General features: G+C 59.4%; 14 protein-coding genes. 10 read left to right on the forward strand and 4 right to left on the reverse strand.

Going from position 1 to position 16,896, the window contains the following annotated elements; genetic code table 11:
* The first annotated feature begins 1 nt into the window (after window position 1).
* The 10 genes from JKA62_RS16030 (at window position 2) to JKA62_RS16075 (ending at window position 13,309) form a co-directional block, all read left to right on the forward strand.
* Entirely contained in the window at window positions 2-2,404 is a 2,403-nt protein-coding gene (locus tag JKA62_RS16030) for an efflux RND transporter permease subunit (protein WP_085667028.1), read from the forward strand.
* A 10-nt stretch (window positions 2,405-2,414) separates the two neighbouring features.
* Window positions 2,415-3,359, forward strand: coding sequence for a WD40/YVTN/BNR-like repeat-containing protein (locus tag JKA62_RS16035; protein ID WP_201818591.1), 945 nt, complete (start codon window positions 2,415-2,417; stop codon window positions 3,357-3,359).
* A 244-nt stretch (window positions 3,360-3,603) separates the two neighbouring features.
* On the forward strand, window positions 3,604-4,887 hold the full coding sequence (locus tag JKA62_RS16040; protein ID WP_011334160.1) for an acyl-CoA dehydrogenase family protein: 1,284 nt from the start codon (window positions 3,604-3,606) through the stop codon (window positions 4,885-4,887).
* Window positions 4,888-4,943: 56 nt separating this feature from the next.
* Window positions 4,944-6,077, forward strand: coding sequence for a saccharopine dehydrogenase family protein (locus JKA62_RS16045; protein ID WP_011334159.1), 1,134 nt, complete (start codon window positions 4,944-4,946; stop codon window positions 6,075-6,077).
* Window positions 6,078-6,087: 10 nt separating this feature from the next.
* Window positions 6,088-7,647, forward strand: a complete 1,560-nt coding sequence (locus JKA62_RS16050; protein ID WP_039768480.1) for an AMP-binding protein — start codon at window positions 6,088-6,090, stop codon at window positions 7,645-7,647.
* A 13-nt stretch (window positions 7,648-7,660) separates the two neighbouring features.
* The gene (locus JKA62_RS16055) at window positions 7,661-8,899 is read left to right on the forward strand and encodes a thiolase family protein (protein WP_011334157.1); all 1,239 of its coding nucleotides are present in this window, start codon (window positions 7,661-7,663) and stop codon (window positions 8,897-8,899) included.
* An 11-nt stretch (window positions 8,900-8,910) separates the two neighbouring features.
* Complete coding sequence (locus JKA62_RS16060; RefSeq protein WP_011334156.1) at window positions 8,911-10,278, forward strand: NAD(P)/FAD-dependent oxidoreductase; 1,368 nt, start codon at window positions 8,911-8,913, stop codon at window positions 10,276-10,278.
* 190 nt (window positions 10,279-10,468) lie between these two features.
* Window positions 10,469-11,941 (forward strand): flavin monoamine oxidase family protein, encoded by a 1,473-nt coding sequence (locus JKA62_RS16065; protein WP_201818593.1) that lies wholly within the window; start codon window positions 10,469-10,471, stop codon window positions 11,939-11,941.
* Between the two features lie 9 nt (window positions 11,942-11,950).
* The gene (locus JKA62_RS16070; RefSeq protein WP_201818596.1) at window positions 11,951-12,607 is read left to right on the forward strand and encodes a c-type cytochrome; all 657 of its coding nucleotides are present in this window, start codon (window positions 11,951-11,953) and stop codon (window positions 12,605-12,607) included.
* 39 nt (window positions 12,608-12,646) lie between these two features.
* The gene (locus JKA62_RS16075; RefSeq protein WP_011334153.1) at window positions 12,647-13,309 is read left to right on the forward strand and encodes a hypothetical protein; all 663 of its coding nucleotides are present in this window, start codon (window positions 12,647-12,649) and stop codon (window positions 13,307-13,309) included.
* Between the two features lie 90 nt (window positions 13,310-13,399).
* Here the strand turns inward: JKA62_RS16075 and JKA62_RS16080 are convergent, their stop codons facing one another.
* From JKA62_RS16080 to JKA62_RS16095, 4 genes are all read right to left on the reverse strand, one after another.
* A complete protein-coding gene (locus JKA62_RS16080; protein WP_103385268.1) occupies window positions 13,400-14,056 on the reverse strand; it encodes a c-type cytochrome in 657 nt (218 codons plus the stop codon).
* Window positions 14,056-15,540, reverse strand: coding sequence for a flavin monoamine oxidase family protein (locus JKA62_RS16085; protein WP_103385269.1), 1,485 nt, complete (start codon window positions 15,538-15,540; stop codon window positions 14,056-14,058). The genes JKA62_RS16080 and JKA62_RS16085 overlap by 1 nt, the downstream gene beginning before the upstream one ends.
* A 181-nt stretch (window positions 15,541-15,721) precedes the next feature.
* Window positions 15,722-16,384 (reverse strand): TetR/AcrR family transcriptional regulator, encoded by a 663-nt coding sequence (locus JKA62_RS16090; RefSeq protein ID WP_011334150.1) that lies wholly within the window; start codon window positions 16,382-16,384, stop codon window positions 15,722-15,724.
* 90 nt (window positions 16,385-16,474) lie between these two features.
* Window positions 16,475-16,891, reverse strand: a complete 417-nt coding sequence (locus JKA62_RS16095) for a RidA family protein (protein WP_103385270.1) — start codon at window positions 16,889-16,891, stop codon at window positions 16,475-16,477.
* Between the last annotated feature and the right edge of the window lie 5 nt (window positions 16,892-16,896).

The following is a 16,896-nucleotide window of genomic DNA, read 5'->3' on the forward strand; positions in this document are numbered from 1 at the left end:
CGTGAATAGTTCTCTGAAAATGAAGGAAACCAAAGTGCGCGGTGTATTGCCGCGCATCGAACAGTGGTTGTTCACTCATCGCCTGCTGACGTTGTTGAGTTTGGCGGTGTTCACAGCGGGCATGGCCTGGTTTGCCGTCCAGTTACGCATGGAAGCAGGATTCGAAAAGCAGCTACCCATTGGCCACGAGTACATCTCAACCTTTGAGACGTATCGCAACGACTTGCTCGGTGCGAACCGGCTGACCGTGGTGGTAAAGGCTCGTCAGGGGACGATCTGGAGCCAGGCAGGGCTCAAGCGCCTTTATGACGTCACTCAGGCGCTGATTTTCCTGCCGAACGTATCGCGCAGCAGTGTGCGTTCGTTGTGGACGCCTAACGCGTTCGTCAACGAAATCACCGAAGAAGGTTTTCGTGCCGATCCGCTGGTGCCGGGTACGGTGACGCCCGAAAGTCTCGATGAAACGAGCATGGCGATGATCGCCAACTCGACGGCGCAGGGTGGCTTTATCGGAACGCTGGTCGCTCGCGACCAAAGCAGCGCAATGATCACTGTCGATCTCAACGAATTCGATGCTGACGGCCAGCGCCTCGACTATGTGGCCTACAACCATGTGCTTGAGGAGAAAATTCGCAATCAGTTCGAGGATAAGGACTTCGAGATCCAAATCATCGGTTTCGCCAAGCAGATCGGTGACATTGCAGTAGGTGCCTCGGCGGTGCTGGAGTTCTGCCTATTGGCATTGCTGCTGACGGCCGCTGCGGTGTACTGGTATTGCCATTCGCTTCGTTTCACCTTGCTGGCGGTGGGTTGCTCGCTGGTGTCACTGATCTGGCAGTTCGGCGCCTTGCGTTTGCTCGGCTATGGACTGGATCCGCTGGCAGTGCTGGTGCCCTTTCTGGTGTTTGCCATCGGGGTCTCCCATGGCGTACAGCAAATCAACTTCATCATTCGCGAGATCGCCTGCGGCAAGTCGGTGGAAGGAGCGGCACGCGCCAGTTTCAGCGGCTTGCTGATTCCCGGCACGCTGGCGTTAGTCACTGCATTTGTTTCGTTCGTAACGCTATTGTTGATCCCGATTCCAATGGTTCGGGAGCTGGCAATCACTGCCTCGCTCGGGGTGGCGTTCAAGATCGTCACCAACCTGGTGATGCTGCCGATCGTGGCATCAATGCTACGGGTAGATGCCGGTTACGCCGCTGCCGAGGAAATTTCTCGCCAGCGCCGGGCTCGTTGGTTACGCGGTTTTGCCCGATTGACCGAATGGCACAACGTCCGGTGGGTGCTGGGTATGGCCGTGCTGATATTTGTCACCGCGGCCTGGCAAAGCCACGATCGGGTGGTTGGCTCCCTGCAGGCCGGGGCGCCTGAACTGCGCGAGGATGCGCGCTTCAATCGTGATGCGGTATCCATTGCCGGCAATTACGACATCGGGCTGGATTGGCTCAGTGTGGTCTTCGAAGCCCAAACTGACGCCGGCGCAAACGCTTGTGAAGACGTTGCCCTTGGTCAGTATCAGGATCGATTTGTATGGGCTATGCAAGGTGTACCAGGTGTGGTGTCGGTCACCTCGTTCTCTAACAGCCTGCGGCAGTTTAACGAGGGCTATAACGAGGGCAACCCGAAAATGAACGCAGTGCCCATCGACCCGACCAACTACTCGTCGATGGCCGCCGAAGTAGCTCGAGTGCCAGGGATGATGCGTCCCGATTGCAGCATGACGGCGGTGCATCTGTTCCTAGCCGATCATAAAGCGACGACCACTCACCGCGTGATTGCCGCCGCCAAGGCATTCCGTTCTCAGTTCATTCAGCCGGGCGTGAGCATACGCCTGGCTTCCGGTAACGCTGGCGTGATTGCGGCGATCAACGAAGAGGTGGAACGCAGCGAGCTGCCCATGATGCTTTATGTCTATGCAGCGATCGCTCTGTTGGTGTTTGTCGTCTATCGAGACTGGCGCGCGGTGTTGGTCTGTTGCCTACCGCTGACACTGGGCACCTTCATCGGCTACTGGTTCATGAAAGAGCTGCAAATCGGTCTGACCATCGCCACCTTGCCAGTCATGGTGCTGGCCGTCGGCATCGGCGTGGATTACGCCTTTTATATCTACAACCGTCTGCAACTGCACCAGGCTCTCGGGCAGCCAATTACCAAAGCGGTCGAGCACGCGTTGCTGGAGGTAGGCGTCGCTACGATCTTTACCGCCATCACCTTGGCGGTGGGCGTCGCCACCTGGGCGTTTTCCGATCTTAAGTTCCAGGCCGACATGGGCAAGCTGCTGGCCTTCATGTTCCTGGTCAACATGATCATGGCCATGACAGTTCTGCCTGCATTCGCCGTCTGGCTTGAACGAATGTTCCCACGGCGTCGTCCAGTGCGCTTGATTGGCTCTCTGGTGCATTGAGGAGATCCCGATGCGAAATCTGATTGCTTTACTCGTTCTAATGTTATCGGCGTTATCGCAGGCTTCGCCCTTGCCGACCGTACCTGCAGCAAAAACTGCCAACGCCAGTGCCGCCACGCTGTTGAGTGTTGCCTGGGCTGGGGAGCGGACCGTTGCCGTCGGCGATCACGGGGTGGTGTTGCTGTCGGACGACCGAGGCCAGCATTTCCGTCAAGCGACATCCGTACCGGTGTCCACGCCTTTGACCGGTGTGTCCTTCGTCGATGCCAGACAGGGCTGGGCTGTCGGTCACTGGGGTGCAATTCTCGCCACCAGGGACGGAGGTGAGAATTGGCAAGTTCAACGCTTGTCCAGTGCAGAAGATCGGCCATTGTTTGCGGTGCACTTTTTCAACCCGACCCAAGGTGTCGCGGTAGGGCTGTGGTCGCTGGTGCTGACAACCGATGACGGCGGAAAGACCTGGATCGAGCAAAAAATCGATGCGCCTCCCGGAGCGAGTCGTGCCGACTTGAATCTGATGGGACTGTTTGCCGATGGAGCAGGGCATTTGTACGCAACTGCGGAACGCGGCCAGGTATTGCGCTCCGATGACCAGGGCAAACACTGGCGCTATCTGGATACGGGCTACAGCGGCACGTTGTGGACAGGGGCCGTGCTTGGCGACGGTTCACTGCTGGTGGGCGGGCAACGCGGCACCTTGTTGCACAGCTCTGCAGACGGTTCGAACTGGCAGCGCGTACCGTTGCAAAGCAAGAGTTCAGTCACAGCCATAGATGTTTCCGGGCGAGCAGTGATTGCGGTAGGACTCGACGGTTTGATGGTTCGCAGTGACGACGGTGGGAGCAGTTTTCACGAGCAACCCAGCAGCGACGGTGTTTCTCTCACCGCGATCCTGCTCAACAGTGACACTTCACCGATTCTGTTTTCACGGCGAGGCGTCGTCCCTCAACGCTGATGCCATCGATATGTCGGAAGACAGGTGCCAGCCCGCTTTCCGGCATTTCAGCGCGAAAAAACATCTAGAACCCTGCTGATTTTCGGCCGGATTTTCCGTGCCTGGAAGGCTGCCATTTACGTTTCGAACAATAAACATAACAAGTGTTGCGTTAAATAATTTTGCTTGTTAGAGTCGATTGCAAATAACAAGACGCAGAACGCTGCAAAGCGCAGCGACCTGCGATTTCGATGGAGGTACTCTGATGATCTCGCTCAAGTCGACACTTACCCTGCCAGCCGCCGGACTCTCCGGATTCGAAACACCGCTGACAGAAGAGGAGGCTGCAATACAGGCCTCCGTCCACCGCTTCGCCAAAGAGGTGTTACGCCCGCTGGGTCGAGAGCTGGACCGGATGACCCCGGAAGAAGTCGTTGCCCCGGGCTCGCCTTACTATTCGTTGTTCGGCGAATTCGCCAAGCTCGGTCTTGACCCGGCACTGTTGGCGCAGTTACCGCCGGAAATGGCAGTGCGGATCGAATCTCTGATAGGCGAAGAACTCGGCTGGGGCGATGCAGGCCTGGCTGTCTCGCTGGGTTGCGCCGACTTCCCTCTGCAAATGGCCATCGCCGCTGGCAATGCCGAGTTGGTCGAACTCTGCCAAGGCCGGATCGGCTGCTGGATGGCCACTCAACCTGATCGTGGCAGCGACAACCAGATCTTCGACATGGCGCGAGACTGGCCGGCAGGTAAGCTCGGCAATATCGGCAATCTGACCGCTAAAGTGGTCGGCGATGAAGTGATCCTCAATGGCCAAAGCTCCGCGTGGGTCTCCAACGGAGCCATTGCACAGGTTGCACTGGGCTTGATGTGCGCTGATTACGGCGACGGTTTCTACGATGAGAACGGCCGGCCGCACGGTATTGCGCTGATTATCCCCCTCGACCTCAAAGGCGTGTCCAAAGGCAAGCCCCTGGACAAGATCGGGCAGCGTTCCTTGCCCCAAGGCGAAATCTACTTCGACAGTGTACGAGTGCCACGTCGCTTCGCTATTGCCGAGCGCGACCAGTACTACGGTGCTGTCAGCTCCTCATGGTCCTTCGCCGGCACCCACATGAGTCAGGTGTTCACCGGTGTCGCACGTGCCGCCTTCGAGATGGCGCTGCAGTACTGCCATGAGCGCCGCCAGGGCGGTCATCCATTGATCGATCACCAGATGACCCGTCTGCGCCTCGGCGAAATGTTGCGTCGGGTCGAGGCAGCGCGTGCGGTTGCCCGACGTTCGTTGAGCTTCGCGCGCCTGTCGCCGCAAACCCACCCGTACGCCACAGCCTCCGCCAAGGTCACGGTGACCGAAGAGGCAATGGCCGTTGTGCAAGAGGCTTTCCGCCTGTTCGGCGGCAATGGCACCACGCGCGAATACCCGATCGAAAAACTGCTGCGCGACACCCAGTCGTCATTGATCGAGGACGGCGAAAACCGGGTCCTGACCATGCGACTGGGGCTGCTTGCCCAGCAGCTGTATGCCGAAGGCTGGGCGAACAACTGACTCTGCAGATTCACCCGACATCACTCATCCAAAAACAACAAATGAGGTAAATCCCGATGGCCAAATATCCAGTAGTTGTCTACGGCGCCAGTGGTTACACCGGCATGCTGATCATGGATTGGTTGATCGACCAGCACATCCCGTTCACCGCCGTAGCTCGTAACGCTGCTCGTGCTCAGGAAATGATGGCGCAACGCGTTGTCGGTCTGGAGTCGGCGACCTACGAAATCATCGAGTGCCCACATGAGGTCGAGGCTTTGGTTTCGGTATTCAAAGGCGCGCGCGTGGTTTGCAACACAGTCGGCCCATTCATCAATTTTGGCCTGACCGCCGTTGAGGCGGCCTTGAAGGCTGGCTGCCATTATCTGGATCCGGCCGGAGAGCAGGCGCACATTCGCGCCTTGCGCGATCAGTTCGGCGAGCTGTATCGCCAGGCCGGTCTGCTGCTGTCGCCATCGCTGGCATATATGTACACCTACGCCGAAATAGCCGCCGAGCTGGCCCTGGAAACTCCGGGCGTCGATTCGCTGGAAACCGCCACACTGACTCGTGGCCCACGCACCGGTGCCGCCGGGGTGACCGTCGGTTCAACGGCGACCATCTTCGAAGGCGTCCGCTATCCCGGGGCCTACCTGTGGGAAAAGGAACTCGTGCCTTATGCACCGAACGCCAGCTTCAATGTGGTTTGTCCCGATCTGCTGGAAGCGGTGTTTTGCCTGCCTTGGGGCGGCACCTCATTGCCGGTGTTCTTTGAGGATGATGGCCGTGTCCGCAGTTGCATGTCCTGTGTCGGCTTCTACGACAACCCGGTAATGAAAATGGTCCACGGCCTGGGTGAGAAGTGGGAAGCGGAATACAAGCACTTGCCTAAGGAGCAGCAGGACGCGGTGATTCAAAGCCTCGTTCAATCGACCACTCCAAGCATGCCACCGCGTGAACGCAGCACCTTGCAACGCACCGTCGACTTCGCTATCGGTCGCGGTCAACTGACGGCCGTGCGTGCAACCGTGCATGGCATCACGCCTTACATCGCCACTGGCGCCTTGCACGCTGCGGCCGTGGTCAAGCTGTTGAATAACGACACCGCCAAGACAGGTTTCGCTTCGGCCTCCAAAGCCTTCGGTCATCGCTATCTGCTGGGCTTCCTCGAGCAACGTGGTCTGGCCCGCGCAACCGTTACTCAACTGTGAAGTGACTGACATGGCGATTATTGATTTCTTTGACCGTGGCTGGCGGATCAATCCGCATGGCGCGGCGTATATCCAGGACGATCGGGTGTTCACTTTTACCGAAGTCCGCAACCTGTCATGCCGGATCGCCAACGCACTGTTGGCAGCCGGTTTGCCCAGCGGCACCAAGGGCGCCATCTGGTCTGCCAATGATGCAGTGGCGTGGACCTGCACCTTGGGGTTATGGCGCGCCAACCTTTGCTGGATTCCTGTTGGTGCACGCAACAGCGCCGAAGAGAACCGTCACGTGCTCGACGCGTTCGACTGCGAAGTGCTGTTTTTCCAGAAAGAGTTCGCGCCGATCATCGACGCGTTGCGTCCTGGCCTGCCGAAAATTCGTCTGTGGATCTGTATCGACGAGCACCTGCCGGGGGCACCGTCGCTCAAGTCCTGGATCGATGGTCAGCCGGTCACGGCACCGGAGGTCGAGTATCAACTGGACGATGTCGTGGCACTCTCGCCAACCGGCGGCACCACCGGGCTGCCGAAGGGGGTGATGAACACTCATCGCAGCATCCAGACGTTCTGCGCACACTTCATGATCAATTTCCCTTACGGGGATGACCATCCGCCAGTCAACCTGGCGGCGGCGCCGATGACCCACACCGCTGGCACGCTGTCGCTGCCGTGCACCTCGCGGGGCGGCACGGTGGTGATCATTACCAAACCGGATCCGGCGCTGATGCTGGCAATGATCCCGAAGTACAAGGTCACCGAAACCTTTTTGCCGCCGACCGTGATCTATCGACTGCTGGATGTGCCGGATCTGGCGCAGAAGGTCGATTTCAGTTCGCTGAAGTATTTCCTGTACGGCGCGGCGCCGATGTCGGTGGACAAACTCAAGCAAGCCATCGAGACCTTCGGCCCGGTCATGGCCGGTGGTTACGGCCAGACTGAAGCCCCAGCCTCGATCTCCAACCTGCCGCCCGCCGAGCATCTGCACGGTGGACGCCTGGCATCGGACGAGCGTCTGTCTTCGGTGGGCCGGCCCAATCCGCTGGTGCGCGTGGAAATCCTCAGCGACGCCGGGGACATCCTCGGCCAGGGGCAAACCGGCGAAATCTGTGTGCGCGGCGATCTGGTAATGAAGGGGTACTACAAGGACCCGCAGAAAACTGCAGAAACCATCATTGATGGCTGGCTGCACACCGGCGACATCGGCCACGTGGATGCGCACGGCTACCTGCACATTACCGACCGCAAGAAAGACATGATCATCTCCGGCGGATTCAACGTTTATCCCAGCGAAGTCGAGCAAGTGCTGTGGAGTCATCCTGCGGTGCAGGACTGCGCGGTCATCGGTGTGCCGGATGAGCAATGGGGCGAGGGCGTGAAAGCCGTGGTTGAGTTGAGCGCCGGGCTTACCGTCACCGCCGAGGAGTTGATCGAGCTGTGCAAGAGCCGGCTCGGCTCGGTCAAGTCGCCGAAAACCGTGGATTTCATTGATGCATTGCCGCGCAGCCCGGTCGGCAAGGTGCTGAAGAAAGATCTGCGTGCCCATTACTGGCAAAACGTTGACCGGCGTATCTGAGGGGAACGATCTGATGGAACCTATTTACATCGCCGGCATTGCCATGACCGAGTTCGGTCGCCACCTGGAACGCAGTCTCCAGGATCTAGCGCTGGAAGCTTTGCAGGGCGCACTCGCCGACTCCGGCGCCTTGCGCGCTGATATCGGTGCGGTGTTCTACGCCGGCATCACCAACGGTCATCTGCAAGGACAACTGTCGATTCCCGGGCAGGTGCTGTGCAGCAAGATCGGCCTCGAAGGGGTGCCGGTGTACAACGTCGAAAACGCCTGCGCCTCGGGCAGTACAGCGGTTCATCTGGCAGTGCAGAGCTTGCGCTCAGGGGCTACCGACGTGGCCCTGGCGTTGGGCGCGGAGAAAATGAACGTGCCGGACAAGTCGCGGGCACTGGCCCTGTTCGAAACCGGTTGGGACGTTTCCACTGCCGAAGAGAACTACGCGACGCTGGTGAAAATGGGGGAGGGCATCATTGTTCCGCCAGGCTCGGAATCTGATCGTCCGTACAGTAAATTCATGGCCATTTATGCTGCCATGTGTCGCTGGCATATGAAGACCTATGGCACCACTCAACGGCAGATTGCGGCGGTGTGTGCCAAGAACCATCAACACTCGGTGCACAACCCCTATTCGCAATTTCGCAAGACCTTCAGCATCGAAGAAGTTCTGGCGGCGCCTCCAATTACCTATCCGATCACATTGCCCATGTGCGCGCCGCTGTCCGACGGTGCGGCCGCCGCGATCCTTTGCACCGAGGCGGGACTGAAACGCATTGGTGCCGATCCAAAACGTTGTGTGCGAATCGCCGCCAGCGTGATCCGCAGCTTCACCCTGCGCGGGCTCGACGAGCCGCACAAGCACGTCAGCCTGTTGGCGGCGCGTGAAGCCTACGAAATCGCCGGCCTCGGCCCGCAGGACATGCACGTGGCCGAGGTACACGACGCCTCGGCAATGGGGGAAATCATCCAGTCGGAAAATCTCGGACTTGCACCGCTGGGAGAGGGTGGGGTTTGTGCAGAACGGGGAGATTTCACTCTAGGTGGCCGTCTTCCGATCAATACCTCCGGCGGCCTGGAATCCAAAGGTCATCCACTTGGCGCGACGGGGATCGGGCAGTTGTACGAGTTGGTCACCCAATTGCGCGGGGAGGCCGGGCCGCGTCAAGTCCACGGCGCGCGGCATGCCATCCAGGAAAACGGTGGCGGTCTTCAAGGTGTCGAGGAAGCAGCAGTCGCTATTCACATCCTGAGTCGATAGGAGCGCATCACATGTCCATGGCCTATCAAGCACAAGAGTTGGAACGCCATTTTGCAGGCGGACATTTCCGTCGGTTGGGTGGCTGGGTCGAAAGTCCGGTTGATCTGCAGCCCGAGCTCGAAGGCGATGTAAGCGCGGACGTCATCGTGATCGGTGCCGGTTTCGCCGGGCTGTCCACCGCCCTGGAGCTTACGGCGCTGGGAGCGAAGGTCATTATCCTCGAGCAGGAGTTTGCCGGTTTCGGCGCCAGCGGCCGGAACGCCGGTTATCTGGGCGGGAGCATCGGCATTGAGTTCGAGTTGTTCTTGAAACGTGTCGGCAAGGAAAAAGCGCAAAATATCGTCAGGTTCTATGACGAAGCGGTCGCCTACGTCGAAGGTCGACTGCGCGAACTGGGGATCGACTGTGACTACAACGCCTCGGGCATCATCAGGGCGGGGATCCATCCGTCGCAAGAAAAGAGGCTGCGCAAAAGCATGGCCGTGGGCCACGAATTGGGTTCGCAAACCGAGTTTCTGGATCAGGCACAAATGCGCGCGCGGGGGATTCCACCGGCCTTTCTGTTTGGCTGTCTGCAACGCCACGGCGGTACCCTGGACCCAGGCAAATACGTGATGGGCCTGCGCCGCGCTGCACTCCAGGCGGGGGTGAGGCTGTATGAAAACACCACGCTTGAGTCGTACTCCGACGGGCCGACGATCACCTGCCGGACGCCACGCGGGCGGGCGAGTGCGCCAATAGTGGTGCTGGCCACCAATGCCTATACGCCGCAACTCGGTCTTCTGCGCGACAAAGTCGTACCGTTTCGGGTTTCGGCGGTCGAAACCGAGCCATTGACACCACAGCAGTTGGCATCGCTGGGCTGGGCAGGGCGGGAAGGGTTGACCACGCCGCACCTGGTGATGGAAAGCCATCGCCTGACCGCACGCAATACGCTGCTGATGACCACCAAACGGCTGGGTTATGCCTACGGCTCGAAAACCCCGAACATTCCCGATGAGGTGACCTACCGCGCGTTGCAAGACAACCTTGGCGTGCGTTTCCCGACGTTACGCGGTGTCGGCATTCAAGCGTGCTGGAGTGGTTACGTCAGCATGGCCTACGACGCGTTGCCGGTGGTGGGCGAAACCGGGTCGCACCACAACATTCTCTACACCGCGGGTTGCTCCGGACACGGTGTCGCCTCGCAGTCGCTGATCGGCCATCTGCTGGCAGAAAGGATCGGCGGTATCGAGCATCCGCTGCTCGCCGCGCTGCGGCATAAAACTCCGAAAACCCTGCCCGAACCGCTGCAGTGGTGCGCCGTGAATGTGGCGCTGGAGGGAGCACATCTGCTGGACGAATACACCAACCGCAAAGTTGTGCACCCTCATGCCTGACGGTTGAGGTTATAGAACCAACACGCTGATTTTCCGTGGTGAAGCTGACCTTGGAGTCCTGGGGCCGGCAGGCGTTCGCCTGCAGAAAGACAAACGAATGTTTGCGTTCTCGTTACCACTTTTTTACTGCCGCACCCACGCTCGGCCACGGGCGTTCAATCCAACAATAACGTGATGTGAGGCATCGAACATGAGTACTGACGCCCCTCCCGATCTGAAGCGAAGACAATTACTCAAACTGGCCGGTGCAACCGCCGCCGTAGGATCGATCGGTTTGAACCTTGGCCTGGCCAATGCCGCCGATGCGCTGCAAAAGGACAGTTCCGACGATGTATTTGATGTGGTGATCATCGGTGCCGGCCTGGCTGGTTTGACCGCCGCCCGTGATCTGCATCTGGCAGGCTGTGAGTCGCTGCTGGTGCTTGAAGCGCGTGATCGTGTCGGCGGCCGCACCCTCAATCATGACTTGGGCTCCGGCTACATCTCCGAAGCCGGAGGTCAGTGGATCGGTCCAGGACAAACCGCCGTAGCGGATCTGGCCCGTGAGCTTGAGGTCGGCACCTTTCCCAGTTTCTATGACGGGGAAACCGTGATCCTCGGGGGCGATGGACGTGTCGCTGTCGATTTGAAAGGCACCTTCGGTACCGACGAAAGCGTCTCGGCAAAACTCAGCGAGCTGTCGCGTGATGTGCCGTGCGGTGCGCCATGGAAATCCCCCAAGGTGGCCGAACTGGACAAGCTCTCGGCGGGCGACTGGCTCGCTCAGCAAAACATCAAGCCGGAAGATCGCGCAGGGTGGAATGCCAGCTTCCTCCTGACCTGCGGTGTCACGCCGGCGAAGATGGGCTTCTTGCATTTTCTGTCGATGATCAATTCGGCCGGCAGCGAATACATGCGGCTCGATTCGATCAAGGATAGCGCGCAAGGCACGCGGATCGTCGGCGGTTCACAGGTTCTCAGCAGCAAAATGGCGCAATTGTTGGGCGACAGGGTTCGCTTGTCGTGCCCAGTGCGCAAAATTGCTGACTGGAACCGCGACATCGTCAGACTGCAAACGGATCAGGGCGAGATCCGCGCCCGCCGGGTGATCATGGCGATTCATCCCGCGCTGTGCCAACGCCTGCAATTCGATCCACCGCTGCCCGAAGCTCGCGCCGCCCTGCAGCGGGCTTGGCCAGCGCACTCGCCGGCACGCAAGACCGCAATGGTTTACCCGCGGCCTTTCTGGCGTGACAAGGGCTTGAACGGCCACATCATTCAGGTCGGTGGGCCAGTCATCTGGGCCTACGACAACTCGCCGCCAAACGGCGAAATCGGCGTGATCAATGCATTCATTCTGAATGCCGCAGCCCCCACCGACCCCGAAGCCGCGAAGCGTGTGCAGACCGAAATCTATGCACGCGCCCTGGGGGACGCAGCGCTTGAGCCGGTTTCCTACCACGATCACGACTGGGCGCATTTCGACCCGTGGACCATCACGTGCGTGTCGCCGATTCCTCCCGGTTTCTGGTCGACACATGGCGAGGCACTGCGTCCGCCGTGCGGCAATCTGTTCTGGTCGGGCACCGAAACCGCTGACATCTGGGCAGGTTACATGGACGGCGCCGTGCGCGCCGGACGCCATAGCGCATTGCAGGTGCTCAACGCGTTACGTCGGGCATAGGAGGCGGCAATGAAAAAAAACATAGCGCTTGGCGTCATCGCGGTCATTGCGGTGCTGGTGGTGGTTTTCGGCCGTGATCTGCTCGACCTGTATCGGCTGCAGACTTACATCACGACCTCCACGGAGGCCTATCAGGCCGAACGCGGAAACTGGCCACACCTGACCGATGCCTGCACCGGTTGCCATGGCAGCCACGGTAACTCGCTGAACCCGACGTATCCGAGCCTGGCCGGGCAACCCGCCGCGTACCTGTCTGCCCAGTTGCGCAACTTTGCAAGTGGGCAACGGCTCGCTCCCAACATGGGGCCGCTGGCGATGACCCTGAGCCCGGATGAAGTTGATCTGCTGGCGAAGTTCTACGCCCGGCAATCGGTCGTTGCTCATGCGGCTGGCAGCCCTGACGAGGGGCTCAAGGACCAGGGCAAACAACTGGTGCAAACCCGAGGTTGCACCGCCTGTCATGGTGCCCAACTGATGGGCCACGACACCTTCCCGGGCCTTGCTGCACAAGGTCAGGACTACCTTTTGGCCCAGCTCAACGCTTTTGCCAGCAGCGAGCGCATTGAGCCAAGTGGCGCGATGCAAGCCATTGCAGCGGCGCTGTCAGCGCAGGAGCGCCAGGCGATTGCTGCTTACCTGGCTGCACTGGTTCCTCAATCCCGTTAACCCATCAAATTTTCTGTCAGCTGTACCGAGGCTATCGTTATGGAACCGAGAAATATTGTGCTGTGCCTTGCCTGTTTCTTGCTGCTTGCCAATGGTCTGACCTTTGGCATCAGGTTTCTGAAGAAGAGAAACCTGCTACTGGCTCTGGAGTGGTTTGTGGTTGCCTTTTCCGCGACAAACTTCCTGATCTTTTTCCTGACAGGATCGGAGCATGCGTACCTGATTTCATACTTCTGCGACGCGTTCTCCAGAGCCTTCGGGATTCCGATTATTACGGTGCTCGGGCTGATGGCGGTAACGCATGCCTATAAGCCCTCGATGGGCAAGGAGCTCATGATGTTTGCCGGCGCTCTGCTGGGCACACTCGCGTTGATCTCGACCAAGGTTCTGGTCACGCTCCTGCCGTATTTCTACGTGCTGATGTGGGTGATGTTTTCGGTCTACCTGGTGTATTTCGCAGTACGCCTTGCAAATGTCGGAGAGTCGCTACACGCGATCGGTGTGATGATTGGCATGCTCGCCTCACTGACCATTGCGTGCATCTACGATTTCTACAAGATCCCCGGCGACGACAGCAATGTGCTGCTCAACTTCTACGTGCTAGCACTGACGACCTGGGCTTATCTGCTGGTGCACCTGTATTACGCGTATTGCGCGCTGGAGCGCGCGAAGGGCGCAATGGCAGTTCTGCAAACGCGCTGAGGAGGATAGTTGAAGTGCTCGAAGCCGCCGTTTTGGCGGCTTTTTTGCGTAATGCAGGGTAGGGCGGTGGGCATCCTTGCCCGGGCAGGATCAAGGGTTCAGCTTGGCCAGATACTGCGCCACGGCCTTGATGTCCTCATCTGACAGGGTGCCCGCCATGGCATTCATGGCCTGCGTCGGATCGATGCGTTGGCCACGTTTGAAAGCGCTCAGTTGATCGATCAGATAAAGCTGCCCTTGTCCGGCGATACGCGGAGCCTGGGGGCCGCCAGAGAGTTTTTCACCGTGGCAGGCTGCACACCCATTGGCGGCGACCACACGCTGACCGCGCTGGTCCAGCGCATCATCCTTGGCCGGGACTTCAGTCACGCCTGGTCGCTGTTCGGCAAAATAACTGGCCAGGCGCTTGATCTGCTCGTCGGTCAGATTGGCCGCCAGCGGCTGCATCTGGGCACTGTGGCGACGCCCTTCGGCAAACGCGCGCAACTGGTTTTCGATGTATGCCGCAGGCTGCCCTGCAAGCGCTGCGTATTGAGCGTCGCGGGGTTGACCGCTGGCGCCATGGCAAAGCGCGCAGGTGTCCTGCAACTGTGGCCACGCACCGCCGTTGGCCTGGTACGCAGCGTCGTGCTGATCCACGGCCTGCATGAAACGATAGCCCGCCCACAGTTCCGGCCCGTAAATCGCTATTGATCCGGCCAACGCCGCGCTCACGGTGATGACTCCAAACACCATAGTCCGCTTCATCAGGCGCTCCTCCGTGGTTGAAGCAACGCCTGCAGCACTTCCATTGCCGCGCGATGTCCGGCGCGGACCGCACCGTCCATTGCCCCGGCCCAGATTTCCGCAGTCTCGGTACCCGACCAGATCAGGCGACCGACCGCCGGCGTCAGGTACTCGCCCCATTGCGTCCAGAAACCGGGGGGCATAGGGGAAATACAACTCAAACTCCACGGGTCGATCTTGCCCCAGTCCAGATCATGAAACTGAATCGGGTGCAGGGCTTGTTCGCCCATAGCGCGGGCGTAAATCGCCGACAGGGTGTCCTGCGCCGTTTTCGGGTCATGGGGTAATTGGCCGGTCCTGACGAAGCCGCTGAGCACACCCAGGCTGCCGTCCGCCGGGGAGTTGTCAAAGGCCCAGATCAGCGGACCTTCCACTGGCACAATCTGCCCGTTGAGGCCTTGGTCGCGCCAGAACGGGCGCTCATAGACGTGCACGGTCTTGCGCATCGGTGCATGGGCCGGCCAATGCCGCTGCAGCTCGGCACGCCCGGACGGCAGGGGCGGATCGAAGAGGATCTGATTGCACAACGCCGGGCTCAGCGCAGCAATTACCTGCCGCGTGCGGATGATGCCCTGATCGGTGTGCAACTCGACGACATCACGATCCCATCCGACAATCTTGCGCACCGGGCACGCCAACCGGACTTTATCTCCCAGCGCCTGAGCCATCTTCAAACTGAGAATTTGCGAGCCGCCAGCCAGGCGAGATTCCTGCGCACCGCCCTGGACCCCTTCGAGCTTTTCGAGGCGGCAGTCCGACGAGTTGATCATCGCCAGGTAATGCAGGAGTCCCATGCCGGCCGGCGTGGTACCGAAGGTGAGGCTCACGGACATGTTGAAGCCGATCTTGTCGACGTTGCTGATGCCTTGACCGGCCAGCCACTGGCCGATCGACAGTTTGTCCAGCTCAGCCGCGTCCTTGGCTTTCCACGGCGCTTTGCTGGGGACGCCTTCGGCGAGCTTGTTCAGTTTTGCGACGACTTCTGTATTGGAATTCGGCCCGTCGCTGAGATCTTCCTGGATGTTGACCTCGTCCATCAGATACACCGCCTTGCCCTTGTAGTAGGTGGGGAAGGTGGCGACATCGAGCTGTCTGGCCAAGTCGGCGATCGACGTTTGCCCCGGGCCGATCCATTGGCCACCGGCTTCGGAGATCACGCCATTGCCCAGATCATGGTTCAGCGTGCGACCACCGACGCGGTCGCGGGCTTCAAGCACGGCAAAAGACTCGCAGCCAGCGGCCTGGAGGTCTCTGGCGGAGGTTAGCCCGGAAAGCCCTGCGCCAATGATCACCACATCCAGTATCGAGGTATCTACAGGTTCGATTTGCGCCATCGCACGCCCGGTGACACCCAGCCCTCCGGCGAGGGCTGCGCCTCCGATCGCTTGCAATAACAACCGTCGCTGTCGTGATTGCGTCGACAGTTGATCGAGATCCGCACTCATCTTCACCTCCGTTTTCTATTTATAATCACAGATGTTATGTGAATATATGACGGATCAGGAATTCAGCAAAGTGAAATCGGCGCGATGTCGGTTAACCGTGGGTATGAGCGTAACGCGGGCGTGACCAAACAGGGTTCGCTGCGCAAATGAAGCGAACCTTGTTGATGCTGGAGGGCAGGGTTTAGCGAGCGGGGCTGATCAGCGTGATGACCGCATCCATCAAGGCCTTGCTGCGTTTGGCTTCAAATCGCTCTGGCTCGATTGGCAGCATCATCATCCAGCCGTCACTCAGCGCGCTGAGCTGATCGGCAAGCAGATCGGCAGCAATGTCCTTGCGGATGATGCCTTGGCTTTGTCCCTTGCGCAGAATGCTGGCGAGATCCTCGCGGAAGCGCGAATAACGTTTCTGGATCACGTCGGCAAATACCGGTTCGTGCCGAGCGTGGGCAAGCATCTGAAACAAGGCCAGCCAGCGCGCCGAGTCGTTGGCTTGAGTCAGGTTCAACCACTGCTCGATCATTGCCCTGACATCGACTTTTTCCTGACCGGCATCCAGCAAATGGTCGAACTCGTCGAACAGACTCTGCGCCGCCGCCGTGATCATTTCTTCTTTGTTGGCAAAGTAATAGGTCACGGCCCCCGTGGTGCACCCGGCATGACTGGCGACCTTGCGCAGAGACGTCCCGGCATAACCTTCCTGGGCAATGACTTCGATGGCTGCGGTCAACAGTTCACCGCGTTTTTCCAGACGATTACCTACCGGACGACCGCGACGTGGAGCGGGCGCGGAATCACTGTCAATGGAGTGCTGACTATCCGTGGAAGGCGCTTGAGCATCATGCATGAGAGAAAGTGATTCCGTTGGTTGAAGGCGTTGAGTCGACAGTGGCTGCGAACGCCATTTTGGCTTGGCACGTCGCGATCATGCAATCGTTCAGATTCGACCGCTGCCAATCACCGCGACGGCCCGGACTTCCACGCGCAAGCCCGGCATTGCCAGTTGGGAAATGCCGACAGCGGTCCAGGCTGGATAACGTTCAGGGAAATATTCGTCCTTTACTTGTCCAAAGGCGTGCACTTCGGCCTGCAGATCAGTATGAAACGTCATCAGCTCGACCACGTCGACCAGGCTTGCGCCCGCAGCTTCGAGAATGGTCCGCAAGGATTGAAATGCCAGATGGGATTGCGCCTGGATGCCGTCGGCTGGAACCATGGCCTCGTCGATACCGACCTGGCCGGACACCCAGATCATGTTGCCGACGCGTGTAGCCTGGGAAAAGTGGAAGTTGTCGTAGATCGCCTGGGTGTGACCAGGGTTGAAGGACTGACGCTGCAGGTCTTGAGTGCTCATGGCGG

Origin of the sequence: Pseudomonas sp. B7 (genome assembly GCF_016735645.1) — a bacterium.
Classification (GTDB): Bacteria; Pseudomonadota; Gammaproteobacteria; order Pseudomonadales; family Pseudomonadaceae; genus Aquipseudomonas; species Aquipseudomonas glycinae.

Bases quoted from the DNA above. Each gene is read 5' to 3' on its own strand.
- JKA62_RS16035 (WP_201818591.1), top strand. From the start codon at position 2,415: ATGCGAAATCTGATTGCTTTACTCGTTCTAATGTTATCGGCGTTATCG.
- JKA62_RS16040 (WP_011334160.1), top strand. From the start codon at position 3,604: ATGATCTCGCTCAAGTCGACACTTACCCTGCCAGCCGCCGGACTCTCC.
- JKA62_RS16045 (WP_011334159.1), top strand. From the start codon at position 4,944: ATGGCCAAATATCCAGTAGTTGTCTACGGCGCCAGTGGTTACACCGGC.
- JKA62_RS16050 (WP_039768480.1), top strand. From the start codon at position 6,088: ATGGCGATTATTGATTTCTTTGACCGTGGCTGGCGGATCAATCCGCAT.
- JKA62_RS16055 (WP_011334157.1), top strand. From the start codon at position 7,661: ATGGAACCTATTTACATCGCCGGCATTGCCATGACCGAGTTCGGTCGC.
- JKA62_RS16060 (WP_011334156.1), top strand. From the start codon at position 8,911: ATGTCCATGGCCTATCAAGCACAAGAGTTGGAACGCCATTTTGCAGGC.
- JKA62_RS16065 (WP_201818593.1), top strand. From the start codon at position 10,469: ATGAGTACTGACGCCCCTCCCGATCTGAAGCGAAGACAATTACTCAAA.
- JKA62_RS16070 (WP_201818596.1), top strand. From the start codon at position 11,951: ATGAAAAAAAACATAGCGCTTGGCGTCATCGCGGTCATTGCGGTGCTG.
- JKA62_RS16075 (WP_011334153.1), top strand. From the start codon at position 12,647: ATGGAACCGAGAAATATTGTGCTGTGCCTTGCCTGTTTCTTGCTGCTT.
- JKA62_RS16080 (WP_103385268.1), bottom strand. From the start codon at position 14,056: ATGAAGCGGACTATGGTGTTTGGAGTCATCACCGTGAGCGCGGCGTTG.
- JKA62_RS16085 (WP_103385269.1), bottom strand. From the start codon at position 15,540: ATGAGTGCGGATCTCGATCAACTGTCGACGCAATCACGACAGCGACGG.
- JKA62_RS16090 (WP_011334150.1), bottom strand. From the start codon at position 16,384: ATGCATGATGCTCAAGCGCCTTCCACGGATAGTCAGCACTCCATTGAC.
- JKA62_RS16095 (WP_103385270.1), bottom strand. From the start codon at position 16,891: ATGAGCACTCAAGACCTGCAGCGTCAGTCCTTCAACCCTGGTCACACC.